We start from the raw sequence: 25,046 nt of genomic DNA, 5'->3' as shown, positions 1-25,046 counted from the left end.
GAAGAAGAAGCATGTCCATAACGCGAGTAATCAGGCTGGCGCTGCTTTCGTCTTGCATCGCTGCCATGCCGGGGACCTCCTCGGCGGCCGAGGATGCCAAGGCGGGAACCGCTACCGTCAAGTGGGACGAATTCGGAGTCCCTCACATACTGGCGGCCGATGAAGAGGCCCTTTTTTACGCCTTCGGCTGGTGTCAAATGCACAGCCACGCCAACCTGGTGCTCTCCCTTTACGGCAGTGCCCGAGGACAGGCGGCCGAGTATTGGGGCGATTCCCACCTGGGAGCCGACGCCCTGATCCGGGCCTTGCAGATTCCCCAGATGGCGGCCCGGGCCTATAAACAGCAAGATCCTGATTTCAAGCGCTACATCGACGTTTTCGTGAAGGGGATGAACGACTACGCCAGGGCTCATCCGCAGGCCGTCAAGGACGAGAACCAGGACGTGCTGCCGGTACAGCCCTCCGATCTTTTCGCCAACCTCTTGCGCACCATGGAGCTGGGGTTCGTAGGACGCAGGATCCTGGTCAGCGGCTCCATGGAGGTGCCCGCAGCATCCAACGCGCTGGCCCTGTCACCGGCCCGCACGGTGGAGGGCAACGCCATGTTGCTGACCAATCCCCATCTGCCCTGGCGCGATTTCTACACCTTTTACGAAGCCCACTTGAAGCTGGGCGATAGAAACTTCTACGGCGCCACCTTGATGGGATTTCCGGTGCTGGTCCTGGCCTTCAATGACCGGCTGGGATGGGCCCACACCGCCAACTACGTGGACGGGGCCGATCTCTACGAAATCACCATGACCGACGAAGACCACTACCTCTACGACGGCCAGAGCAAGGCGCTGGAGAAGAAGACCCAGACCCTGCTCGTCAAGGATGGGGAAGGCGGGCGCGAGAGCCGCGAGTTGACCCTGTCTTACGCCGTGCAGGGCCCGGTGGTGCTGCGCCGGGGCGACAAGGCTTACGCCTACCGTTCCACCCGCGGACTTTATCCGCGTCTCTTCCAGCAGTACTGGAAGATGATCCAGGCCTCCTCTTTGGAGGAGTTTCAGGCGGCCCTGGAAATGATGCAGGCGCCCTTTTTCAACGTCATTTATGCCGACCAGGACGGACACACCATGTTCATGTGGAACGGCCTGCTGCCTGAACGCTCGGTGGGCGACGCCGCCTTCTGGCTGAATACCATCCCCGGCAACAAGTCGGAGACGATGTGGAGCGAGACTTACGGCTTCCAGCGCCTGCCCCGCTTCGTCGATCCGCCTTCGGGCTGGCTGCAAAACAGCAACGACCTGCCCTGGACCAGTACCTTGCCCGCCCAGCTCGAGGCCGGCGACTATCCGCCTTTCATCCCCCCGGCCGAGATTCCCGGGCTGAGGACTCAGCAACTGATCAAGACCCTGCAGACGGCTCCCAAGCAGTCCTTCGAGTCGCTGCGGGAGATGAAGTTTCTCGACCGGGTGGAGATGGCCGACCGCATCCTCGACGATCTCTTCGAAGCCATCGATTCGGCGCCCCGCGAGGGAGAGGAGCGGGAAGTGCTGGAGCAGTGCAAGCGGGTGCTGGAGTCCTGGGACCGCCGGGTGGACGCTGACAGCAAGGGGGCGGTGCTTTTCAGGGCCTGGGTGCGGCGACTGGGGGAGGAGATCTTCGCCCAGGGCTTCGACGCCGGGGAGCCGCTCTCCACTCCCAGGGGACTCAAAGACCCTCCGGGGGCGCTGAAGAAGCTGCTCGAGAGCGCACACGACGTGACCCGGTACTACGGGTCGCTGGATGTGGCCTGGGGCGAGGTCCACAGATTCAAGGTAGGGACCGAAGAGTACCCCGGAAACGGCGGGCCGGGATTCATGGGCATCTTTCACTCCATCCAATTCGCTCCCGGGCAGGACGGCAAGTTTTACAGCCGGGGAGGCGAGTCCTACTCGGCCCTGGTCGAGTTCTCCAAGCCGGTGCGGGCCGAAGTGCTGTTGGCTTACGGCAACTCCTCACAGGAGGGCTCGCCCCACAACGGAGACCAGCTTTCGCTGCTGGCCTCCAAGTCCATGCGCGAGGCTCTGCTCAGCGTGGAACAAATCGACAAGCACCTGTCCCGGCAGGAAAAGCTTTCCGTCGGGAAATAGAAGACAGCGAGGAAACTAAAGCAATGGATAACGAGAACGGTAAAGAGAAGTACCACGTCGTCATCAACCACGAAGAACAGTACTCCATCTGGCCCGACTACCGGGACATGCCGCCGGGTTGGAAAGAGGCCGGCTTCAGCGGAAGCAAGGAGGAGTGTCTGGACCACATCGAAGAGGTGTGGACTGACATGCGTCCCCTCAGCTTGCGCAAGAAGATGGAGGAGCTGAAGAACAACCCGCCCCCGGAGCCCGAGGTCACGGATGAGCCTGAAGAGGAGACGCTGGTGGAGCGCCTGAGCAAGGGCCGCCATCCGGTCGAGATCAGCCTCCGGCCCGACCGCAAGCTTTCCCGCTTCAAGGAGTGCCTGGACCGCGGCTATGTGCATATCAAGTTCACGGAAACCCGCGGCGGAACCGAGTTGGGCGTCCGCCTGACGCCCGAGCAGACCGACTTGAGCGGGGCCGATTTCGAAGGCGGCAGCGGAGAGGCCAAGCTGGCCGGTTCGCTGACCCTCGACTTCGTCAAAGTCGACTGTTTCGCGACCATCAATCTGCCGGACATGGTAGGCGAAGGCTACCTGGCTCCGGCCAAAGCTTAGGCGAGGATCATGACCATACAGGAAGCTCTTCAACAGGGCGAGCAGGCCGAGTTCATGCGTCTTCTCGACGACGTCGAGGACGTCAACGCCCTCGACGAACAAGGATGGACGCTTCTCAACTGGGCCGCCGGCCAGGGAAACCTGGAAGCCGTCAAGGCCCTTTTGGACCGGGGCGCCGACGTCCACAAGCGGGGAAGCGACAACCGTACTCCCTACCTGATCGCGCTGGCCGCGGGTCAGGCCGAGACGGCCCGCTTTCTCGGCGAGGCCGAGGAAGAGAGCGGAGGCGATTCCACCCGTACCAGCAGCCGCCAATCGGAACGGCGTGCGTACTGCAAGGCCATCCCCCTGGGAGCCCTGCGGGAGTTCTCCGATTGGACCGAGCCGTCCGGGGATGGCGAGAACGGCGCCCAGGGCCAGGAGGCCTCTGACGATGACATCGTCTTTATCCACCAGGACTATTCGGTGACCCGTTCGGTTCTGCACGGCGATTCGGTCATCTTCTCGTCCCAGGCGCCCGAATGGAAGTTCTTTTGCCGTGAGTCGCTGGGTTTCGAGGTCCCCTCCGATCTCGACCTTATGGCCACGTAGCGGGAGTGCGTTGCCGTGGCGATTAGAAGCAAACGACTGACCGACGAGAACAACTCTCCAATGACCAATCAAACAGCCATTACCTTCAGTGCAGGCTATCAGGCGATTTGCGGCATTCTCTTGCGCGAGTTCGGGGTCGATCCGAGCGAAGCCAACGCCCTCATATTCCAGTACAAGGTCGAGAAGTACATGGAAAAGCACCGTCTCTCTTCGGCCGAGGAGTGCGTGGGGTACATTCTGGAAGACAAGTCGCGCCTGCTCGATCTTTCCGATCACATTTACTCCCAGAGCACCCACTTCAACCGCCATCCCGAGCATTTCCGCTTCATGGTCGAGACGTCCTTGCGGGAAGGAAGGCGGGAGAAGGCTTCGCCCGAAAATCCCCTCAGGGTGTGGAGCCTGGCCTGTTCCTCGGGACAGGAGGCCTACACCATCGCCTTCAACCTGATGGAGCACCTCTTCCCCGAGCCCGAGTCGTGGAGTTCGCTCAAGGTCGAGGGCGCCGACTGCTCCCGTCTCTCGCTGGAGACGGCGCGCAAGGCGGTCTATTCCCGCGAGGACGTGGAACGGCTCAGCCCCTTGCCCTACCACAAGTACTTCGAAGAGGCCGGACCGGACCATTTGGCCGTCTTGCCCCAGGTGCGCGAGAAAGTCGATTTCGACTTCTTCAACCTGGTTGAGCCGATCTACCCCTACTTGGCCCAGATGGACTACGTGTTTCTGAGAAACGCGCTCGATTTCCATACCTCCCACAGCAGGACGGCGGTTCTCAGCAAAGTGCGCATGACCCTCAAGCGGGGAGGCTACCTGATACTGGGCGATTGCCCCGACGCCCTGGCCTACGGGTACGAAGAGGCGGCTCCAGGCTGCCTGCGGGCCATCTAGCGCCTCAGCCCCCTGAATCACACGTGCCCAACATCGAGAAACTCAGCGAAGGAGGAACAGCACCTATGCTTGTAATTTCCAACGGCGCCATGAAATGCGGCTCCACCTGGCTGACCAGCATTCTCCGCGAGATGGTAGACCACGAGCCTCTCCCCGAGGGCTTTCATGACGAACGCTTCGGAGAGGTCCCCACCATCAAGCGTCTCAAGCTGAAGGAGTTCTTAGAGGACGTCGACTATCACAACTACAATTATGTGAGTAAGAATCACTTCTACTACGAGCGCCGGCTCCTCTCCCGCTACGAGGACGTTTACGTACTGGACATCGAAAGAGATCTGCCCGACACGCTGGTCTCGCTCTTCTTCCACGCCAAGAAGAAGCTCGACGAATGGCAGATGGACGACGAGACCCTGGAGGGCATCAAGTCGGCCTACTGGCTCTACGGTCCCAAGATGGCTTCCGGCATCGTTCGCTACCACGCCGTATGGAGGCGCAAAGCTCCCTGGGTCTATGTTTCTAGTTACGAGCGGTTGAAGGCCGACGCCGCCAAGGAGATCGGCGCCATCGGTTCCTTTCTGGGCCTGGACCTCTCCGACGAAGAGATCCAGAGAATCATCGATGCCACGACTTTCAAGAAGATGGCCAACCGTCAACGTCCCGCCGACAGCGGCATGCAGGCCCGTTTCCGCAAGGGCGTAGTGGGCGATCACAAGAACTACTTCGACGAGAAGATCATCGCCGACATCCGCCGCATCGAGAGGGAGAACAAGAACTATCCCTCCACGCTGCTGGAGAAGATCGACTTCGCCTTCAAGAGCTTTCGCTACGCCGGCAAGATCTACGAGTCTCCCGCCTAGTTCCGCCTGGTGACAGTCGAAATGAAGAGAAACGACGAAAACAGACTTGGCTCCGATGCTGCCCTGGTCATTGACCGCTTCGAGTCGGCTGCCGCTGGCCGCCCCGACGCGGTGGCGTTGGTTTGCCTAAACGATGAGGGCGGGGAGCATCAGGTGTCCTACCGACTGCTCAACGCCATGGCTTCACGCCTGGCCTTCCGTTTGATCGGCCAAGGCGTGGCGGCCGAGAGCATCGTGGGGGTGGCGGTGGATCACGATCTGGCCTCCATCACTTCGATTCTGGCGGTGCTCAAGACCGGGGCCTGCTTTCTGCCCCTGGACGGGGCTCTCCCCGAACTGCGCCTGCGTGCCATTGCCCGTGACAGCGGGCTCCAACTGATCCTTGCTCCCAAGTCGCGCAGCGCCCGCTATGCTGCCTTGCAGGCCCGCGTGATGGAGGTCGACCCGTTCCTTTGCGCCTCTGACGGCGAGCAGGACGTTTCCTGTCCCCGCCTCCTCTTCGGTCTCAATCCCGTCTATGTCATCTACACTTCGGGTTCCACCGGAGAGCCCAAGGGAGTGGTGGTCACCCAGCAGGGACTGGCCAACCACAATCGGGGATTTGCCGACATCATCGGCCTGGACGAGAGCGAGGTGGTGTTGCAGTTTGCCAGCCTGTCTTTCGATGCCGCCTACGAGGAAATCTTTCCAGCTTTGGGCGGAGGCGCCCGGCTGGTGCTGAGAAGCTCGGAGATGGGGCAAGACGTCGAGCTTTTATTGAGGACATGCCGCGAGCAGCAGATCACGCTGCTCGACCTTCCCACCGCTTTCTGGCATCTCCTCAGCAAGATGCTGTCTTCGGAGGGCCTGAGCTTCCCCGACAGCGTGGGCTGGATCGTGCTGGGCGGAGAGGAGGCGTTGGCCGCCCACTTGAGGTACTGGATCGAGCAGGGCGCTTCCCACTTGCGCATTCTCAACACCTACGGTCCGACCGAGGGCACCATCATCGCCACTTCCCGCGAACTGCTGCACAGCGGCGTGTCCTGTGAAGAAGGGATCCCGCTGGGCGAGTCGCTGCCCGCAACCTCGGTGGCCCTTTATCAGGGACACGAACCCTGCCCGCCGGGCCAGAGCGGAGAGATTCACATCTCGGGACTGGGAGTGGCGCGCGGTTATCTCAACTCGCCCGGGCTGACGGGCGGCCGCTTCATCCCCGACGCCGGGTCCGGCGAGGGCGAGCGGGCCTACCGCAGCGGCGACCTGGCGCAGGTGTCCGACACGGGAGAGATGCTCTTTCGCGGCCGCGCCGACAACCAGGTCAAGCTGAGGGGCCACCGCATCCAACTGGAAGAGGTGGAGAACGCGCTGCGCCGCCATCCTGCCATCGAGTCCTGCGCGGTGATGATGAAGGACGACCGCAGCGGCGGCAAGCACCTGATCGCCTATGCCGTCCTGGCCCGCGAGCAGCACTCGCTGCCCTTCGAGAACAATCCGGTCAGCGTGATGGCGCTCAAAGAGCATCTGCGTGAACGCCTTCCCGAAACCATGATTCCCCGCGACTTTTCTTTCCTGGAGAAGTTCATTCTGACTCCGGCGGGCAAGGTCGACCGATCCAAGCTTCCCGAGATCGGGCACTGGGACCTGCGCCGCCGGAAGCTGCCCGATTTCCAGAAGGCCAAGGAGGGCGTGGAGACCCGCCTGTTGGAGATCTGGTGCGACGTCCTCGACCTCGACACCAAGGAAGTCTCGGTGGAAGATCCCTTCGAGTACCTGGGCGGCAACTCGCTCTACAGCATCCAGGTCAGATACAAAGCTCAAGAGGCCGGTCTGCTCTTCAAGGCCAGCGATCTGCATTTGCGCCAGACCATCCGCGGACTGGCCCGTTGCTGCCGCTCCGCTTCGGGCGTCCTCAGCCGGGCCCGTCATGCCCTGGTCGACTACTTCAACTATGCCCGCGGACTGGGACGGGTGATGCTCAGGGGCGCCTCCCGCTCGCTGGACTTGGATCGCCGCCGACAGGAAAGCCGTTATCGCCGCATGCTGGAGGAGTTCTACCAAGGTTTGGAGAACCGGCGCGACGTCTTTTATCTCTTCTTTACGCCCGATATGCTGCATTGGCTGTGGACCACGCTGCAGTTCGTCCCCCGCGACTGCAATCTGGTCTTGATCGGCTCGGGTTTGAGGGATGACGAACTGGCCTGGGTGAAGGAACGCATCGAACGGCCCTTCCTGCATCTGCCTGAAGAGATCGACCTGGACATGATCTGGGACATCCTTTTCGCCGTCAACAAGCGCAACTTCGGGTGGCTGGACGTGGACTGTCTGGTCATGAATCCCTCCCTCTTCAAGGAGATGGCCAGCATCAAGGACGACGAAGCCATCAACTGCATGTGGACGCACGCAGCCTGCGGGCCCACCAAGCGCCCCTTCCACGTGCTCGAGACCTACTTTCTCTTCTTCAACATCAAGGCCATCGAAGATCTGCGCCGCCGCGGAGTGCTGCCCCGGCCCAGCGCCACGACGGCCAATCTGCGTCAAATCGAGGTTTTGAAGAGACTCATTCCGGCCGAGGAAGGCCGCTGGGATGAGTTCGGGAGCAAGCTGGGAGGAGGGGCCTTCGCCCACCGCCTGCTCGATTTCACCTTCGCTCCCTTGATCCTTTTTCAACTGCTGGCCAACGCCAGCGGATACCGCCTCAACAGGGTGCGCTTTTTCACCGAGATCGATACTTTCAATCCTTTCAACTACTATTCCGACGAAGCGATTCACGTCTTCCCGTCCATCCGTCATTTCGAAAGGCGCACCTGGGACACCCGCGACCAGCAGTTCCGGCTGGCCACCGACTACCTGCTGATGAACTGGATGTTCGACGAACTGCCGCCTTCTTATCAGCAGCGCAAGGAATTTCTGGACGGAAAGCTGCATATCCTAGACTTCGACATCGCCCAGGCTCCCTTGATGTTGCGCCGCTATCTGTCCTCGCGGGGGGTGTCGGAGCGGACCTTCCGTCTTCCGGCCATGGGCTGGATGATGGGCACTCCCCGGCATCCACGGCAATCTTCGACCCGGCTGGCCGCCGCCGACGTGGCGGCCGTTTCTTAACGAGTTTCTAAAACGATACGGCTCATCCAATGGCTAAATCAGCAGAGCAGACCATCGTCGACGTGCTGCGTCGGCGGGCCCACGAGACGCCCGACAATCCGGCCTATACCTTCCTGGCCAAAGGCGAGCGTCCGGTCAAGACGCTTTCCTACGCCGACCTCGACCTGCGGGCCCGCGCCATCGCCGCCACCTTGAGGGAGCGCTGGCAAGGGCAGGAACGGGCCTTGATGGTGTATTCCTCGGGACTGGAGTTCATCGAGGCCTTTTGGGCCTGCCTCTACGCCCGCATCATCGCCGTGCCGGCCTATCCGCCCCGCAGCAACATGCACGGGCTGTCGAGGCTGGAAGCCATCCGCAAGGACTGCACGCCGGGCATCATCCTCTCCACCGGCCAGCACCTCGGAGATCTGGGAGAGTCCTTTGCCGACATCCCCGCCCTGGCCACCGACGAGATCCCCGACGACCGCGCGGGCCGCTGGCCGATGGGACCGGTGGACGAACAGGACATCGCCCTGCTCCAGTACTCCTCGGGTTCCACGGCTTCGCCCAAGGGCATCATCGTCTCCCACCGCAACATCTACGCCAACCAGCAGATGATCCAGGTCGGATTCCGCCACAGCGAGACTTCGACCTTTGTGGGCTGGTTGCCTTTCTTCCACGACATGGGACTGTTCGGAAACCTCATTCAGCCGCTCTTTATCGGCGCCCAGAGCATCCTTATGTCGCCCCTCTCCTTTCTGCAGAGGCCGCTGCGCTGGCTTCGGGCCATTTCAGACTACCGCGCCCACAGCGCGGGAGCCCCCAATTTCGCCTACGAATACTGCGTCAAGCGGGCCCGTCCCAAAGACCTGGAAGGGCTTGACCTGAGCTGCTGGAAGCGGGCCTTCAACGGAGCCGAAAAGCCCCGCTACGACACCTTGCGCCGCTTTGCCGAGTTCTTCGCCTCCTGCGGCTTCCGGGAAGAAGCCTTCTATCCCTGTTATGGATTGGCTGAAGCCGTCCTCTTCGTCACCGGGCGCGACACGCTACAGGTGCCGGAGATCAGGCAGGCCACGCCTGTCTTCGATGCCCAGGGCGGCGCCTCATCGCTGGAAAGCCGCACCGCGCGGGCCGTCGAGCATGTCAGTTCGGGCTGCACCTGGCTGCAGCAGCGCGTGGAAATCGTCCACCCCGAGAGCCTCACCGTATGTCCTGAAGGATGCGAGGGCGAAGTGTGGATCAAGGGCCCCAACGTGGCCGAAGGCTACTGGGGACGCGAGCGCCTGACCCGCGAGATCTTTCAAGCCCGTCTGTCCGACGGCGACGGCCCCTTCCTGAGAACCGGCGACCTCGGCTTCATGCGGGAGGGCGAACTCTACGTCACCGGACGCCTCAAGGACCTCATCATCCTGCGCGGGCAGAACTACCATCCCGAAGACATCGAAGCAGCCGTCGAGGATTGCCACAAGGATCTGGGATCGGGCCGCTGCGCCGCCTTCAGCCTGGAAGTCGAGAAGGAGGGAGAGGGCAGCCGCGAACAACTGGTGGTGATGATCGAAATCGGCAAACCGATGGAGGACGGCCAGAAGCTGCAGGCCCTTTGCGACAAAGCCGCCAGCGCCGTGGCGCTGCAGTTCGGAATTGGGATCGGCCAACTGGTGCTGCTGCCCAAGAGCAGCATCCCCAAGACCTCCAGCGGAAAAGTGCAGCGCTTTCTCTGCCGCCGCCTCTACCTGGAGGGCGAGTTGGAGCCCGTCAAGGTGGTCACCTACCGGGACCCCGAGGTGGACGGAGCCGAACAGGAGAGTCCCCACGAGTTGCGCAAACTGCTGCGGGAGGCCAGCCTCCAGAGGCGTCGGGAGCTGATAGGGGACCGCCTGCGGCAACGGCTGCGGACCCTGCTTCCGCAAGCGGCAGGCGATGAAGACTTGAGCGACCAGATCGGACTCTTGCAGCAGGGCCTCGATTCGTTGCGCACGGTGGAGTTCAAGCAGTGGATGGAGAGTGCTTTCGACGTTTTCGTCTCCACCGAGGAGCTCTTTGAGTGCCGTTCTCTGGACGGCCTGGCAGCGACCATCGAGTCTCGCTTGCCCGAGCAGGAGCGGCAGGATCTGGAGCCGGCCCAGGGCGCGCTGGACGCCCGTCCTCAGCAGGGCCGCCTGTCTTTCGGCGAAGAGGCGCTCTATTTCGAGTACGAGAAAGACCCTGCCAGCGCCTGTTACAACATCAGCCTCGCCATTAAGCTGAGCGGTCCTTTCGAGCAAGACCGCCTGCGGCGCGCCCTGTCGGCCCTGGCCCGGCGCCGTCCCCATCTGCGCTCGGTCTACCGCCGCGACCAGAGGACGGTGAGGCGCCGCCTCAACGAGCAGGATCCGCCGCTCGAGTTCGTGGACGCCCGCTCCTGGAGCGAAGAAGAGAAACAGAGGCGGATCAGCCGGGAATCGAACCGGCCCTTCGACCTTGCCCAAACGGCCCTGCGGCTGGCCGCCTACCAGACGGGCGAGCGCGAGACGGTCCTGCTCATCGTGGTTCACCACATCTTGGTCGACCTGGTCTCGGTGGAGCTGCTGCTGCGCGATCTGGCCGCCTTCTACCGCGACGACGGCTCCTCGCCCCAGCGCCCGGCAGCACCGCCGGACTCCTTCGAGGACTTCGTGGCCTGGCAAAGCCGTTTCGTGGCTTCGCCCTCGGGAGAGGCCAGCCTCAAGTTCTGGAAGGGAATGCTGCAAGACTGCCGCCAGGCGCCGCGCTTGCCCATCGCCAAAGACCATCCCGTGGAAGGCCCGGCCAGCGGACGCGTCCACCATTTTCAGCTTCCCGGCGACTTGACCCGGGCCGTCCGGGAACTGGCCGTCCAGCAGCAGATCACGCCCAACATGGTGCTGCTGGCCGCCTACTCGGCTCTGCTGGGGCAGTTCTCGCGTCAGCACCGTTTCGTGGTCGGCTCATCGGTGGCCGGACGCCCCGCCCGGGCCTTCGCAGACTCGCTGGGATACTACGTCAACATGCTGCCCCTGCCCCTGGCGGTGGAGCCCCACGCTTCCTTCGCTGAAATCTTGCAGCAGGTCAAGGGCCTTCTCATCCGTTCGCTCGACCACCAGCATTACCCCTATTCGCTCCTGCTGGAACGGCTGAGTTCCGAACTCGATCTGGATTCGGCCTCGCTCATGCGTCTCGGCTTCACCTACGGACAGGCCCGCTATGACGACTCTTTCCTGGGCCTGCTGCGCGAAGATCCCCGCACCCAGACTCCCTTCGGCCCCTTGACGGCCACCGGCTTTCCCCTCGACCGCCACATGGCGCCCTTCGACCTGACGCTGATGCTGCTGGAAAGGGAGGAGGGGCTGGATGCTTCCTTCAACTACGTGGCCAACAGCATCCAGCCGGAAGCGGTCGAGACCTTGGCCCGGGCCTTCGTCGAGATGCTGGCCCAACTCATCCGGCGGCCTGACGATCCTCTCTTCAGCTTCGGCTTTCGGGACTCGGCTGAGGCCCTTCCTCGGGCCGAAACCCCGCCCAGGGCCGATTTCAAGGAGGGCGTGATGCAGCGCTTCGAGCGCCACGCTCAGGCCCGTCCGCACGCCACGGCGCTGGTTTACGGTGATCGGCACGTTTCTTATGGTGAGCTGAACCGGCGCGCCTCCAAGTTGGCCGGCCTTTTGCGGCAAGAGGGAGTGGGTCCCGAGAAAGTGGTGGCTTTGTACTGCCCGCGCGGACTGGATATGGTGGTGGGAATCCTCTCCATCCTCAAGGCCGGCGGCGCTTATCTGCCGGTGGACGCGGCCCATCCCGCCGAGCGGCTGCGCCTTCTGGTGGAGGACGCCGGCGCCGACTGGGTGTTGACGGTTGAAGCCTTTGCCGACCGCTGCCCCGAGGGAGCCGGGCCCATCCTCATCGACGGGAAGCACCGGCAATCTTTGGAAGAGCTTTCAGGTCCGCTTTCCAGCAGTCGGCCCCATCCGCAGCAGCTCGCCTACGTCATCTACACCTCGGGCTCGACGGGGAGGCCCAAGGGAGTGGGCGTCACTCACGCCAACCTGGTCAGGCTCTTCGATTCCACCCGCGACTTCTTCAATTTCGGCCACGACGACGCCTGGGTTCTCTTTCATTCCATTTCCTTCGACTTTTCGGTGTGGGAAGTGTGGGGAGCCCTCAGCTACGGCGGCAGACTGACGATTCTCGACCAGGAAGGCGTCCGCGACCCGCAGCGCGTCTACCGTCATATCGTCTCCCGCCAGATCAGCGTCCTCAACCAGACGCCCAGCGCCTTCTACAACTTGCTGGCGGTGATCGCCCAGCACCCCGGCCAACTGCCGCTGAGCCACGTGATCTTCGGAGGCGAGGCCCTCAACTTGGAGCATCTGGGCGCCTGGTTTAATCATCCGGCACACCGTGGCACCCGGCTGGTCAACATGTACGGCATCACCGAAACCACCGTCCACACCACCCGCCTGCTGGTAGGCAAGGAGCGGATGGCAGGGAGCGGAGACAGCCCTATCGGCGCGCCTCTGGACGACGTTGAGATCTTCATGCTCAACGCCGGACACCACCGCCTGCCTCCTTACGCCATCGGTGAAATCGCCGTGGCGGGAGAAGGACTGGCGCGCGGCTACCTGGGACAGCCGGCCCTCACGGCCTGCCGTTTTGTTCCCAATCCGCACGGCCAGGCCGAGGGCGCCCGCCTCTACCTGAGCGGCGACTTGGCCTACCAGAAGTCGGGCGGAGGGGATGCGCGTTACGTGGGCCGCCTCGACCAGCAGGTGAAAATCCGCGGGCACCGCATCGAGACCGGCGAGATCGAATCCCGCGTCCGCACCTGTGACGGCGTGCGCTGGACCATGGTCCTGGCCGAGCCGGCCGAGGACGGATCCACGCAACTGGCCGCCTACCTGATGTGCGACGAAGAAGTGACGGTGGCGCGGCTTCGCGAGCATCTGTTGCGCCTTCTGCCCGAGTACATGGCGCCCTCGCGTTTTGTGCGGGTGAGGTCGGTGCCGGTCAACGAAAACGGCAAAGTCGATCCCGAGCGGCTACGCCTTTGCGACGAGCTTCTGCCCAGCGGAAGCGTCTATGTGGCACCCCGCAACCGCCAGGAGTCGGTGATGGCCCGCATCTGGTCGGAGGTGCTCAACCTGGAGCAGGTGGGGATCGACGACAACTTCTTTGCCTTGGGCGGCGATTCCATTCGCAGCATCCAGGTCATCTCCGCGGCCAAGGCCGAGGACTTGCCCATCGAATTGTCTGATCTGCTGGAGGCCCAGACCATCCGCGGCCTCTTCCAGAACCGCAAGGCCGCGGAGGCTCCCGGCCAGGAGTGGTGCGGGCCCTTTGAACTCGTGGCCGAGGAAGACCGCGATCTCCTGCCCGACGGGCTGGAGGACGCCTACCCCGCCGACAGCCTGCTGCAGGGCCTGGCCTTCCACAGCCAGTTCAGCCGTGATTACGAGGTCTACGTCACCACCTTCCACGTCCGGGCTCCCTGGAGGGAAGACAAGTTGGCTGAGGCCGTGCAGGCCACCGTGAAGCGCCATCCCTTCTTGCGCAGTTCGGTTGACGACGCCGGCTTCAGCCAGACGCTGCAACTGATTCATGGCCAGGTCGAGGTGCCGGTCTTCATCGAAGACATCCGCCATCTCGACCCCCGAGAACAGGAAGAGCTGCTGGCTCAGTTCATGGAAAGGGAGAAGCAGGACACCCTGGATTGGCAGCAGGCGCCGCTTTTGCGGGTGACGGTCCACCGCCGCGGCGACGACACTTTCCAACTGACCATCAGCGAGCCCTACCTGGACGGCTGGTGCGTGGCCCTCTTTTTCCGCGAGATCGTCGAAAAGTATCTGGCCTTGTGCCAGTCCCAGGCGCTGCCTGCCGAACAGCCCACTCAGATGAATCAGCGCCATTTCGTGCAGCTCGAGCGCCAGGCCATGGCCGACCGCTCGACCCGCCGCTTCTGGTCCGATTTCCTCGAGGGCGGGCCGGATTCGTTGATCACCCGCGTGTCCGCCCGGCCCTCCTCCACGGCCCTGCATGGACGGCGCACCGTCATCATTCCCGACCCGGTGCTGAAGGGTCTGGAAGAGGTCGCCGTGCGCGCTTCGGTGCCGCTCAAGAGCGTCTTTTTGGCCGTCAACGCCCACATTCTCTCGGTGTTGCTCGAGCAGCAAGAAGTGGTTTTCGGCGTCATCCTCAACGGCCGCCCCGAGGAAGCCGACGGAGACCAGATCATCGGCAGCTTTCTCAACACCGTGCCCTTCCGCATCACCCTCCAGCCTGGCGAGTCCTGGATCGAGTTCGTGAAACGGGTTTTCGCAGCCGAGACCCGAATCGCGCCCCACCGGCGCTTTCCTTACGCCGAGATCAAGAAGCTCGGCGTCCAAGGCGGGAGCTTCGACACCGTTTTCAACTTCACCTACTTCCACGCCCTGGAATCGCTGAGCGGACGCGATGATTTCGAGATCCTCGACGCCTACGCCAGCGAGCAAACCTTCTTCCCCCTCACGGCTCACTTCAACCGCTCCATCGTCACCTCGCAGTTGGAGCTGCTTCTCGACTACAACGCGCTGGAGCTGTCGCGGGGACAGGTGGAGGCCATGGCCGAGTGCTATCTGGACGCCTTCCAGTCTCTGGCTCGTCAGCCCGGGGCCAGGGCCGGCGTCGGACGCAGCGTCTCGTCCATCCGCCAGCGTCTCTTCCCGCCGCCCGCGCCCGCGGCCCGCCGGGCCCGTCCGCGGCCGGCCAGCCTGCTGGAACTGTTCGACGCCAATGTCGCCCGCCGTCCTGACGCCGTGGCTTTAAGCGCCGACGGCCGCTGCCTGACCTACCGCCAGTTGCAGGCGGCCTCTGAGCACCTGGCCGCCTACCTGTGCCAGGAGTACCGGGTCGAGGCCGAGGACCTGGTAGGAATTCGCCTGCGCCGTTCCATGAAGAACATCATCGCCGTCTTGGGCGTGCTCAAGTCGGGAGCGGCCTATCTTCCCCTCGACGAGGAGTGTCCGCCGGAGCGGCTTCAGTTCGTGGCGGCCGACTGCCGTCCCAAGTGCATTCTTACCGAGGAGGCGCTGGCCGGGGGCACTGAGCGCCTGGGCATTCCGTCCATCGTTTTGGACGGATTTTTCGGGCCGCAAAGGGGCCGGGGCAAGACCGCCACTGGTCGCCGGGTGCCGCTGCATCCCGATCAGATGGCCTACCTGATGTACACCTCGGGATCGACCGGCCGTCCCAAGGGGGTCGCCATCTCTCACGGTTCATTGGGCGCCTTCGCTCAAGCCGCCATCGAGGAGTATCAGGCCGTCCCAGAGGACCGCGTGTTGCAGTTTTCGACGCCCGAGTTCGACATCGCGGTGGAGGAGCTTTGCGTCAGCCTGGGAGCCGGCGGGGTTCTGGTGATGCGTCCGCCCCACCTTCTCGACAGCTATCAGGCCTTCCACGGCTATTGCGCCCGCCAGGCCGTCACCTGCCTGGAGCTGCCCACCGCCTTTTGGAACGACTGGGCGGGCGGGTTGGAAAGCGGCCATGTCGCCGGTCTGGCCGTGGACAAGGTGCTGATCGGCGGCGAACGCATGCGCTCGGATGCGGCTTTGCACTGGTGCAAGGAACTGCCCGCCATATCCCTGGTCAATACCTACGGTCCCACCGAGACCACCGTCACGGCTACCAAGTTTCCCGTCACGCCCAACGACCAGGCCGAGCGGGCTTTGAGCGGGCCCGACTCGCCGATCGGCAGGGCCTTCGGGGAGACCACGCTGAGCGTCCTCGACAGCCGGCTGCGTCCGTTGGCGCCGCGTCTTCCCGGCGAGTTGGTGTTGGGCGGACCGGGCTTGGCCCGAGGCTATTTGGGACGTCCGCGGCTGACCGCCGAGCGCTTCATCCCCAACCCCTTCGGGCAGCGTCCTGGAGCCCGCGGCTACCGCAGCGGCGACATTGTCACGCAGGACAGCGACGGCACCCTCTACTTCCTGGGACGCGCCGACTTGCAGGTCAAGGTGCGCGGCTTCCGGGTCGAGCTGGAGGAGATCGAGGCGGTCCTGCAGGCCTGTCGCGGCGTGGACCAGGCCGCCGTGGCCGCCGACGGAGGCCAGGAGACGTCCACCGTGCTGAGGGCCTTCGTCAAGCTGAGCCAGATGGACGGCCGGCAGCTCCAACAATGGGAAGAGGAACTGCGGGGTCAGTTGCGCGACAAGCTGCCAGGCTACATGATTCCAGCCTCTTTCCATTTTGCCGACAGCCTGCCCGCCACCCTCTCGGGCAAGATCGACCGCCGGGCTTTGCAGGATCTGGCCAAGCGCCAGGGTGCCTCGGTCCCTCCGGCGCCGCAGGCTGCCGATCCCCTGCAGGAAATCGTGTCGGGAATCTTTCAGCAGTGCCTGGGACTCGATCAGGTAAGTCCGCGGGACGACTTCTTCGCCCTGGGAGGGCATTCGCTGGTGGCCATGAGAGTGGCGGCCCGCCTGCGCGAAGCTCTCTCTTGCGACCTTACGGTGCGGGATATCTTCGAGCATCCCAGGCTGGACCAACTCATCGCTCATCTGCGTTCCAAGGTGGAGAGCGGCGCCCGCAAGCAGCTTCCCCTGCCGTCTGCCGACGGCGGCGAAGCGGTGGTGTCCTTCGGCCAGGAGCGCCTTTGGATGGCTGAGCATCTGTCGCTCTCGGCGGCTGCCTTCAATATTCCGGCGGCGGTCAAGGTGCGGGGCCGCTTCAATTCCTTCGCCTTTGAGCAGAGCATCCGCGAGGTGCAGCGCCGTCACCAGGTTCTCAAGACCCGGCTGGTCCTCGAGGACGGGCGGCTGCGTCCCCGCATCGAGGACTCCCTCGAGGTGGGGCTGGAATACGTGGACTTTTCCGACGCGCCCCAGGAGGGTTCCGACCCTCTGGCGCCTTATCGCACCCAGCACGTGGAAGCCCGCTTCGACATGGAAAAGGACGCCTTCATCCGCATCGCCCTCTTCTCGACGGGGCCTGACGAGCATCAGCTCTCCATCTCCATCCATCACATCGTGGCCGACGGCAGTTCGCTCGATATACTCATCCGCGAGTTCCTGCAGCTCTACAACGACTACACCCAAGGCTTGCCCTCCAGCCTGCCCGAGCCTCCCATCCAGTATCACGACTTCGCTCGAAGGCAGAGGGAGCGCTTGCGGGGAGCCTTCAAGCAGCGTCTTCTGGATTACTGGGAAGAGCGCCTGCGGGGCATGCCCGAGCGGGTGCAACTGCCCCACGATTACGGCCGGCCCGCCTTCAACGAGTTCAGGGGCAAGCGCCTCTACTTCGAAGTGCCCTCCGACGTTGCCGAGTCCCTGGCCCGCATCAGCCGGCAGGAAGGCGCCACCCTCTTCATGACCCTGCTGGCCGCCTACAAGGTCTTGCTCCACCGTTACTCGGGTCAAAGCGACGTGGTGGTGGGCACGCCCGTTTCCAACCGCATATGGGAGGATACCGAAGACCTCATCGGCCTCTTCATCAACCAAATCGTGATCAGGACCGACCTTTCCGGCAATCCCTCCTTCAGGGAGCTCCTCAAGCGCGTCCGCCAGGGGCTGCTGTCGGCCCACGAACACTCCGAACTGCCCTTCGAAGAACTGGTCAATCACCTCAAGCCGCGACGCGACGCGGGCAATCTGCCGCTGGTGCAGACCCTCTTCGCCTTGTGGGACCGTCCCTGGCACGACTTCGCCATCGAGGGCCTCGAGCTGGAGTTTCCCGACGTCCACAACGGCGCCGCCAAGTATGACCTGGAGGTGCAATTGCTGAAGAAGGGCAAAGAGGGCATGCAGGGCTACTTCGAGTACAACGTCAGCCTCTTCGCCCCGGCCACGGTCAAGGCCATGGCCGATGACTACTCCAGGCTTCTGGGCGAGATCGCCGAGGAGCCTGATCAAGCTGTCAGCGTCCCTCCTGAATCATCCCAACCGCGGCAGTCGATGCCATCCGTCAGCGGCAGCCGCCTGGAATCATCATGATGAAATCCGAACAAACCGCCGCAACAGAAAACAGGCCTGGGCAGGAACCCTCAGCCGACTGGGACGAAGCCGTCCTGGGCCGAGTCGAGCCGCTGCAAGGAAAAGGCGGCCCCGTCGTGGTCAGGCCTTCCGCCCCGCTGGCCGACGCGGTCGCCTGGGCCGAGCAGTCGCGCTCCCACATCAATGGCCTGGTGGAGCAATACAAGGCCGTCCTCTTCAGGGATTTCGCCATCGATACGGTTGAGAAGTTCCAGGGATTCCTGGGCGTCCTGGCCAGCGACTTGCTGGAGTACACCGAACGCTCCACTCCGCGGTCCACGGTTGAGGCCAAGATCTACACCTCGACCGAATATCCCCAGTCCCACGAAATCCCCATGCACAACGAGAACTCCTACAGCAACAAGTGGCCGCGGCGGATCTTGTTCTGCTGTATCGACCCCGCTGACGAGGGGGGCGCCACGCCCATCGCCGACAGCCGCATGGTTTTTGAGGAGATCCCCGAGGACATCCGCCGGCGGTTCGTCGAGAAACAGGTCATGTACTCGCGCAATTTCGGTCAGGGCGTGGATCTCTCCTGGCAGGAAGCTTTTCAAACCGACGACAAGCAGCAAGTGGAGTCCTACTGCCGCTCCTCCAGCATCGAATTCGAATGGTTCGACGGCGGCAACTGCCTTCACACCCGTCAGGTGCGTCCCGCCGCCATCACCTATCTCCCAGGCGGTGAGCGCTTGTGGTTCAACCAGGCTCACCTTTTTCATGTTTCAAGTCTGGAAGCGGGCCTGCGCGAGTCGTTGAGCGCCCTCTTCCCGGCCGAACGCCTGCCCCGCCATGCCTTTTACGGCGACGGAAGCGAGATTGACGAAGAGGAGTTGGAAGCCATCCGCCAGGTCTACCGGCGCACTCGCCTGCCGGTGGACTGGCGGAAGGGCGACCTGCTGCTGCTCGACAACCTCTTCTACGCTCACGGCCGCATGCCTTTCCAGGGCAGCCGACGCGTCATCGTGGCCATGGACGGGGACGGCCGACCCGACACCTCGCCACTCCAAAAGCTCTAATCAGGTAGCAAGATTATGGAAATCAAGAAACGTGCACTCTTGACCCGGGCCGTACTGCGCTCCGTGGCTTGGCCCGCCTATTGGAAGAAACGGCTGACCGGGGGTTCGCGCAACGGCGCCGACCGTCCCAAGCCCTCCCGCATCGCCCTCTTCGTCAGCATGGAACTGCTGGGAGGAGGGATCATCATCAGCTCGATGGTCAAGGCCATCCGCCAGCTTTATCCCGAGGCCACCGTCTACATCGTGGGCGAGCATCACCGCAGCGGCAAGCTGGAAGGCTTCTTCAAGAAACACTCCTGGGTTGATGAATTGATCATCTGCCCGCCGCGCGACAACAGCACCATCCGCGACTGGATCAAGTTCTACCGCAAGCTCAGGTCCTACAAGCTCGACATGGCGGTGCTGTCGCCCAATCATAGCTGCTCGGATTCGGTGTGGCTGCACCTGTGCGGCATCCCCGAGATCGTGGGGTGCTACCTGCCCAAGACCTGGGACAAGTTAGGACTCATCGAGAACCTCTTCCTGACCGGGCGGCTCACCGAGCGCCAGATCGGCGACGGCCCCTACCGCCTTCTCAACTTCCCCGAAGCCTATGCGCGCACCATCACCGGGCGGGACGACCTGAAGATCGAGGAACTGGTTCCCTACATTCGCTATGAAGATACCGTCGAGTTGCCCCGGGAAGGCGCCAAGGTGACTCTTCATCCGGGCGGCCCTTCCATCAAGCGCTGGCCGGTTGAAAAGTTCATCGAGTTGGGCAAACGTCTGGCTCAAGTCCATGACGCCGCGCTCTACATCATCGGCGGCAAGCCCGAGGCCCATCTGGCCAAACAGATCACCGAAGGCATTATCGAGGACTTCCCCCAGGCCAAGGTGGTGAACTGCTGCGGCTGTTCGCTCAACGACAGCATGGCCTACATCGCCCACTCCACCATCTATGTCGGCAATAACACCGGACCGGTTCAGATTGCGGTGGCGCTGGGCGTCCCCGTGGTGGGAGTGTTTCGTGAGCAAGACCGCTGGTTCTCGGGACCCGACGCGGCCGGAGATCGCCACTACGTCGTCTCCCGCCCCGATTTGAACAATCTCTCGGTGGACGAAGTGTGGAGCGTCATCGAGCGCCTGTGGCCGGAATCGGAGCAAGCCCATGCCCGGCGCTTCAACCTGCCCCTTCACGACCAGCCCGACCTTTCCGTCCCGGCCAGCTAAGGGTAAACGTCAATGGTTCTGAGCCAGCGAGAAGGTCTAACGTCATCCCACACTTTCAGCGTGGATAGGAGAGCTGCGGTGACCCAGGGATCTGAGCCTTGCGGCGCTTCCCTTGCCGCGGGTCCCACCCTGGGCTGGCGAATTGCGCCCCTTCGGGGTTCTCAGAAAGCAAGAAAGTGCTCCTTGAGACGCTTTGGGACTGGTTCGGGCTGCGCTTTTGCGATGCCCTCTTCGGGGATCTCGAACTTCGTCATTCGCACCTCGGCCGTCTTCCGTCGCCCCCCTTCGTCCCCCTCGCAAAAGGCTACGGAGGGCACGGCAGCGGCTGTGCTGAAAGTCAAGTCCGGGCTCCCTGAAAGGGAGCAATTCGCTAGCCCAGGGTCAGCCCCGGCGAGCGCAAGCGAGACGGCGGCGCCACCCTGGGTTCAGGACAGCCAGGGACCAAACGCTGAAAGCGTGGAATAACACAGCAGGGCGGCAAAACGTTTTGACGCACCGCAGCAGGCCAACAAGGTAATGACAGGCAATCTCTGCATCTTTTCCTCCAGCGACGACCTGGGCGTGATGGTGGTGCGCAATCTGCTGATCAAGTTGCTGCGCCACAGGTATCCGCGGACCCGCTTGATCCTGGCGGCTGAAGCCGCCGTGATGGAGCGTGTGGCGGACTTTCATCGCCGGCTGTCCTGGATCGACGATTTCGCTCAGCTCGACACCGAACGTCCACAAACGGCGCAGCAGGAAGCCTCCTTGAAGCGTCAGTTGGCCGCCTGGGACTTCGAGATGATCGTCTTCGGACCGGAATGCAAGTTTCCCTACCGGATCGCGCAGGACTGCGGCATTCCCCGGCGGGTCGGCTTCAGCGCCGATGCCCGGCAGCGCGGCTTTTTGACTCACTTGGCCCCGCTGCGCGACGCGCAAGACCGCGACTTGCATTGGTCGGCTGTCATCGCCGCCTATGCCGAGGCGCTGGGCATGCGGGACTTCGAGTCGGTGGCAGGCCAGATCCCCTTCCTGCGCTTGCCCCAGGGAGGCGGCGACCCCTTTGCTCAGGCCCCCGGCCCCCGCGTGGCCGTCCACGTGGGAGGAAACGCGGAGTGGAACCGGCGCTGGCCATTGGAGAAGTTCGCCCGGCTGTGCCTCAGACTGGCTCTTCACTGGCAAGCCTCGATCGTGCTGCTGGGAGGCAAAGGCGAGGCCTTCGAAAACCAGTCGATTATCAGCCAGGTCAGGGACCAGCGTCCCTCGGCCGCCATTCGCGACCTCTCGGGCTGTCCGGTCGACGCCACCGCCGACTGCATCGCCCGGGCCGATCTCTTCGTCGGCAACGATTCCGGACCCATGAACATGGCGGTGGCGGTGGGCACGCCCATCGTGGCCCTGCGGGGCGCAGACGCCGAAAACTTCAGACCCGATCTCGTCGACCGTCAACACGTGGTGTTTTCAGGTTGGCGCAACTGTTCGAGATACCTCAACGGTTCCAATACCTGCGACCTGGGGTGTCCCGTAGCTTATGACCGCAGCAAGCAGGAGTATCCCAAATGCATGGAGAGAATTTCATTTCAGAGCGTATGGAAAGCAGTAGAGGAGCGGCTGGAAACGGCAGCGTACCCGTTAAGGTCATCGTAGAAGGACGCAGCCAGGTCTTGGATCGGGCCGGCGCCTACCGGGAGTTCAAGAAAAAGGGGTACATCGTTTTCGAGCGGGCCCTTGATCCCGAACTGGTAGGACGAATGTATCAGGTGTGGGAGGAGTATTTCGGCCCCTTCCAGGCCGAAAAGCCCGATCTCAAGCGGCTGCTCATGCACCTCCCCTTCAAGGAGCCTCTTTACCACCCGCAGTTCCTCGAGAACCCCCACGTCATGGCCATTACCGATCGCGTGTTGGGCAAGAAGTGCTTGTGCGGCTACTTCGGTTCTGAAACGGCGCTGCCAGGCTGCGATTTCATGCAGTGGCATTTTGACCTCATGTTCCTCACCAAGATGACCTGGCTCAACGGGCCGTTGTCATTCGCCAACAAGTTGCTGGGCAGCCTGGGATACATTTACGGAATCCAGGTCAGCGTGCCCCTGGTCGACAGTCATGAAAAGAACGCTCCATTTGAAATCGAGCCGGCCACCAACCGATTTTCCCTCAAGAAGCGCCCTCACGAAACCATTCTCATGCCGGCCGGATCGCTGATCGTGCGCGACATCCGCAACATGCACCGGGGGACGCCTCACCGCGGCGACTCCCCGCGCCCCTTTCTCAGTCTGGTTTACCTGCGTTCCTGGGTGCCCAAGTGGAAAATGCCCGAGATCCCCGAAGAGGTCTATCAAGCTCTGCCCGAAAAGTCCAAAAGCCTTCTACGCGAGGCCAATATCGGCCAGTCCGTGCCTTCGCCCGGCGAGTGGGCCAAGAGGCCCCGTTAAGTCTTGCCCCGTCCCCAGCCCCGGGCGGGACGTTCCCCATAGAGGTTAATCACATGAATTCCGAAGCTTTGCTAAGCGAGATCTCGGCCCGTCGAAAAAACGTGCCGGAGAAGAGTCTGCAGATCTACCTGCATATCCCTTTCTGCACCTCCAAGTGCCATTTCTGTGACTGGGTCGACGACATTCCCGTCACCCAGTTGCGCAGCGGCGTCAGCAAACGGCGCCAGTACGTCGACTCTCTGCGCCGTCAGATCGAGCACTGGGGTCCCTACCTGGGCGAGGTCGGCTACAAGACCACCTGCATCTACTGGGGAGGGGGGACGCCCACGCGCCTGGAAGCCGAGTCCTTTCCCCTCATCCAGCAATCGCTGGAATCGGCTTTCGACCTGAGTTCCTTGTCCCAGCACACCCTGGAGACCACGCCCAGCGACCTGACCCCTGAAAAGCTGGAGAAGCTGGAAGAGATCGGCGTCGACCGCTTGAGCATCGGGGTGCAGTCGTTCGATCCCGATCAACTGCGCCGGGCCGGCCGCGCCCATTCGGCCGAACAGGCCGTCGAGGCCATCCGGCTGGCCAAGCGGTCAAGCATCGAGGACGTCAACATCGACCTGATTTCAGGCTTCCCCGAGGAGACGTTGGCCGACTTCAAGAGGACTCTGGAAATCGCCGTCGAACTTGAACCCACCCACGTCAGCGTCTACTCCTACCGGGCTACGCCGCGTACGGTCATGGCCGTCCAGACCACCCGCGGGGTACGCCACGGATTGGAACTCGACTCCATGATCGAGTCCTATGAGCTGGCCCAGGACGTCCTCACCCAGGCGGGCTACCGCGAGTACTGCTTCAACTACTTCGCCAAAGAAAAGAAGTATGAGTTCGAGGCGGGGATGTACGGGTATAAGCTGCAAGGAGACATCGTGGGCTTCGGCGCCGGCGCCGAGTCGACCCTGGGCACTTTCTCCCTTCTCAACGAGGACACCGAACTCGACGAGTATGTCGAAGACCCCTTGGGATTCGACACCGTCAAGCCTTTCAGCCTGGAGAGGCCCGAGATGTTTTTCCCCCTATTCGGCGCCGCTCTGATGACCGAGGACGGGATCAACTTCAAGCGCTTCCAGTACCTGACGGGCCTGCCCTTCTCGGAGGCCTGGCAGAGTCCCGACATCAAAGCCTGGTTTCAATACGTGGAGAACTGCGGCGCCAAGCTTTCCTTCGAGGATGACGGCATCCGCAGCGCCGACCGCAACATTCACCGCGTTTACCTCAAAAACCTGGTCTACACGCTGAATCCCGCACTGGTGGAGCTGACCTGAACGGGGTCTTGGCCCAGCGGCCTTCATTCAATATTCGACTTCCCATAAGAGTTCATGAGCACTAAATCCTCAAGAGTGGAAGCGGCGCCCTTTGCCGGCGGCGCCCCTGCCGGGGCCTCCGGCCTCGTCGCCGAAATCGACGACAGGCCCGTTTTCAGCAGCTATATCGACCATTTCGAAAGCGCCGTCGCTCAGTGGCCCGATCGCTGTGCCGTGAGCGTGGGCGACCACGCCTTCAGCTATCGTCGGCTCAACCAACTGGCCGAAGCTTATGCGGGACTATTGCGTCAACATGGCTGCGGGGCGGAAACGATCGTGGCGGTGTCGATGGAACGCTCCATCGAACTGGCGGCGGCTCTGCTGGCGGTGATGAAGTGCGGAGCGGCATTCCTGCCCCTCGATGCGGAGTTCCCCGAAGAACGGGCCAAGGCGCTGGTGCGGCAGTCTGGCGCCAGGGTCATGATGGCCCATCCCCGCCAAGCCGGAATCTTCGATTCCTGCGGAGCCGAGGTCCTGCGCATACAGCCGGGCCAGATACCCTCCCCGAGTCCGCCGGCCCGCTCCCGCCGGATCGAGCCCTCGGCCTTGGCCTACCTGATCTACACGTCGGGTTCCACCGGCAAGCCCAAGGGCGTGGCGGTCAGCCGGGAGGCCTTCTACAGTTATGTGCGCTGGGCTCTCGATTACTATCGGTTTGACCCCCGGGGTGTCGCTCCGTTGCACAGTTCCATCGGCTTCGACCTGACTTTGACCTCGCTCTTTTGTCCCTTGCTGTGCGGGATGCAGGTCGTGATGGTGCCTGAAAGCGAAGGTTTTCAGGAAGTCATCCGCCTGCTCGACCAAGGGAACCAGCCGGTTTCTCTTCTTAAGCTGACGCCCTCCCACTTGAGGCTGATGGCTGAAGAAGTCGGGTCGCGCCGACCCCGGTGGGACTGCGGAGTGCTCATCCTGGGCGGCGAGCAGGTGACGGCTCAGCTGGTCAGGTTCTGGGAAGAACGG

The 25,046-nt window shown here is 62.9% G+C and carries 13 protein-coding genes; all 13 read left to right on the top strand.

Annotated features, from left to right (window positions below; translation table 11 throughout):
- Positions 1-11 precede the first annotated feature (11 nt).
- Entirely contained in the window at positions 12-2,117 is a 2,106-nt protein-coding gene (locus tag VLU25_21475) for a penicillin acylase family protein (protein HSR70515.1), read from the top strand.
- Between the two features lie 23 nt (positions 2,118-2,140).
- Positions 2,141-2,716: an MbtH family protein gene (locus VLU25_21470; GenBank protein ID HSR70514.1), complete on the top strand. Its 576-nt coding sequence runs from the start codon at positions 2,141-2,143 to the stop codon at positions 2,714-2,716.
- Between the two features lie 9 nt (positions 2,717-2,725).
- On the top strand, positions 2,726-3,307 hold the full coding sequence (locus tag VLU25_21465; GenBank protein ID HSR70513.1) for an ankyrin repeat domain-containing protein: 582 nt from the start codon (positions 2,726-2,728) through the stop codon (positions 3,305-3,307).
- A 60-nt stretch (positions 3,308-3,367) separates the two neighbouring features.
- Positions 3,368-4,192: a CheR family methyltransferase gene (locus VLU25_21460; GenBank protein ID HSR70512.1), complete on the top strand. Its 825-nt coding sequence runs from the start codon at positions 3,368-3,370 to the stop codon at positions 4,190-4,192.
- Between the two features lie 65 nt (positions 4,193-4,257).
- Positions 4,258-5,049 carry a sulfotransferase domain-containing protein gene (locus VLU25_21455; protein HSR70511.1) on the top strand — a complete coding sequence of 264 codons (792 nt, stop codon included), beginning with the start codon at positions 4,258-4,260 and terminating at the stop codon, positions 5,047-5,049.
- A 21-nt stretch (positions 5,050-5,070) separates the two neighbouring features.
- The gene (locus VLU25_21450; GenBank protein ID HSR70510.1) at positions 5,071-8,130 is read left to right on the top strand and encodes a non-ribosomal peptide synthetase; all 3,060 of its coding nucleotides are present in this window, start codon (positions 5,071-5,073) and stop codon (positions 8,128-8,130) included.
- 29 nt (positions 8,131-8,159) lie between these two features.
- Positions 8,160-18,062 carry an amino acid adenylation domain-containing protein gene (locus VLU25_21445; GenBank protein HSR70509.1) on the top strand — a complete coding sequence of 3,301 codons (9,903 nt, stop codon included), beginning with the start codon at positions 8,160-8,162 and terminating at the stop codon, positions 18,060-18,062.
- Positions 18,059-19,117: a TauD/TfdA family dioxygenase gene (locus tag VLU25_21440; GenBank protein HSR70508.1), complete on the top strand. Its 1,059-nt coding sequence runs from the start codon at positions 18,059-18,061 to the stop codon at positions 19,115-19,117. Before VLU25_21445 ends, VLU25_21440 begins: the two co-directional genes overlap by 4 nt.
- A 15-nt stretch (positions 19,118-19,132) precedes the next feature.
- Complete coding sequence (locus VLU25_21435; protein ID HSR70507.1) at positions 19,133-20,326, top strand: glycosyltransferase family 9 protein; 1,194 nt, start codon at positions 19,133-19,135, stop codon at positions 20,324-20,326.
- Positions 20,327-20,842: 516 nt separating this feature from the next.
- Entirely contained in the window at positions 20,843-21,952 is a 1,110-nt protein-coding gene (locus VLU25_21430) for a glycosyltransferase family 9 protein (GenBank protein HSR70506.1), read from the top strand.
- Positions 21,895-22,734: a hypothetical protein gene (locus VLU25_21425; protein ID HSR70505.1), complete on the top strand. Its 840-nt coding sequence runs from the start codon at positions 21,895-21,897 to the stop codon at positions 22,732-22,734. Before VLU25_21430 ends, VLU25_21425 begins: the two co-directional genes overlap by 58 nt.
- 53 nt (positions 22,735-22,787) lie before the next feature.
- Complete coding sequence (locus tag VLU25_21420; protein ID HSR70504.1) at positions 22,788-24,047, top strand: coproporphyrinogen-III oxidase family protein; 1,260 nt, start codon at positions 22,788-22,790, stop codon at positions 24,045-24,047.
- Positions 24,048-24,101: 54 nt separating this feature from the next.
- A partial coding sequence (locus VLU25_21415) for an AMP-binding protein (GenBank protein HSR70503.1) occupies positions 24,102-25,046 on the top strand: 945 nt, incomplete at its 3' end.

This window comes from Acidobacteriota bacterium (assembly GCA_035471785.1).
Taxonomy (GTDB): domain Bacteria; phylum Acidobacteriota; class UBA6911; order RPQK01; family DATIPO01; genus JANQFM01.
The sequence above is the reverse complement of the archived record's forward strand: the minus strand, read 5'-3'. Positions and strand labels throughout refer to the sequence as shown.

What these genes read in the sequence shown, in the direction of transcription:
- VLU25_21475 (HSR70515.1), top strand. Translation starts at nt 12, where the DNA reads ATGTCCATAACGCGAGTAATCAGGCTGGCGCTGCTTTCGTCTTGCATC.
- VLU25_21470 (HSR70514.1), top strand. Translation starts at nt 2,141, where the DNA reads ATGGATAACGAGAACGGTAAAGAGAAGTACCACGTCGTCATCAACCAC.
- VLU25_21465 (HSR70513.1), top strand. Translation starts at nt 2,726, where the DNA reads ATGACCATACAGGAAGCTCTTCAACAGGGCGAGCAGGCCGAGTTCATG.
- VLU25_21460 (HSR70512.1), top strand. Translation starts at nt 3,368, where the DNA reads ATGACCAATCAAACAGCCATTACCTTCAGTGCAGGCTATCAGGCGATT.
- VLU25_21455 (HSR70511.1), top strand. Translation starts at nt 4,258, where the DNA reads ATGCTTGTAATTTCCAACGGCGCCATGAAATGCGGCTCCACCTGGCTG.
- VLU25_21450 (HSR70510.1), top strand. Translation starts at nt 5,071, where the DNA reads ATGAAGAGAAACGACGAAAACAGACTTGGCTCCGATGCTGCCCTGGTC.
- VLU25_21445 (HSR70509.1), top strand. Translation starts at nt 8,160, where the DNA reads ATGGCTAAATCAGCAGAGCAGACCATCGTCGACGTGCTGCGTCGGCGG.
- VLU25_21440 (HSR70508.1), top strand. Translation starts at nt 18,059, where the DNA reads ATGATGAAATCCGAACAAACCGCCGCAACAGAAAACAGGCCTGGGCAG.
- VLU25_21435 (HSR70507.1), top strand. Translation starts at nt 19,133, where the DNA reads ATGGAAATCAAGAAACGTGCACTCTTGACCCGGGCCGTACTGCGCTCC.
- VLU25_21430 (HSR70506.1), top strand. Translation starts at nt 20,843, where the DNA reads ATGACAGGCAATCTCTGCATCTTTTCCTCCAGCGACGACCTGGGCGTG.
- VLU25_21425 (HSR70505.1), top strand. Translation starts at nt 21,895, where the DNA reads ATGGAAAGCAGTAGAGGAGCGGCTGGAAACGGCAGCGTACCCGTTAAG.
- VLU25_21420 (HSR70504.1), top strand. Translation starts at nt 22,788, where the DNA reads ATGAATTCCGAAGCTTTGCTAAGCGAGATCTCGGCCCGTCGAAAAAAC.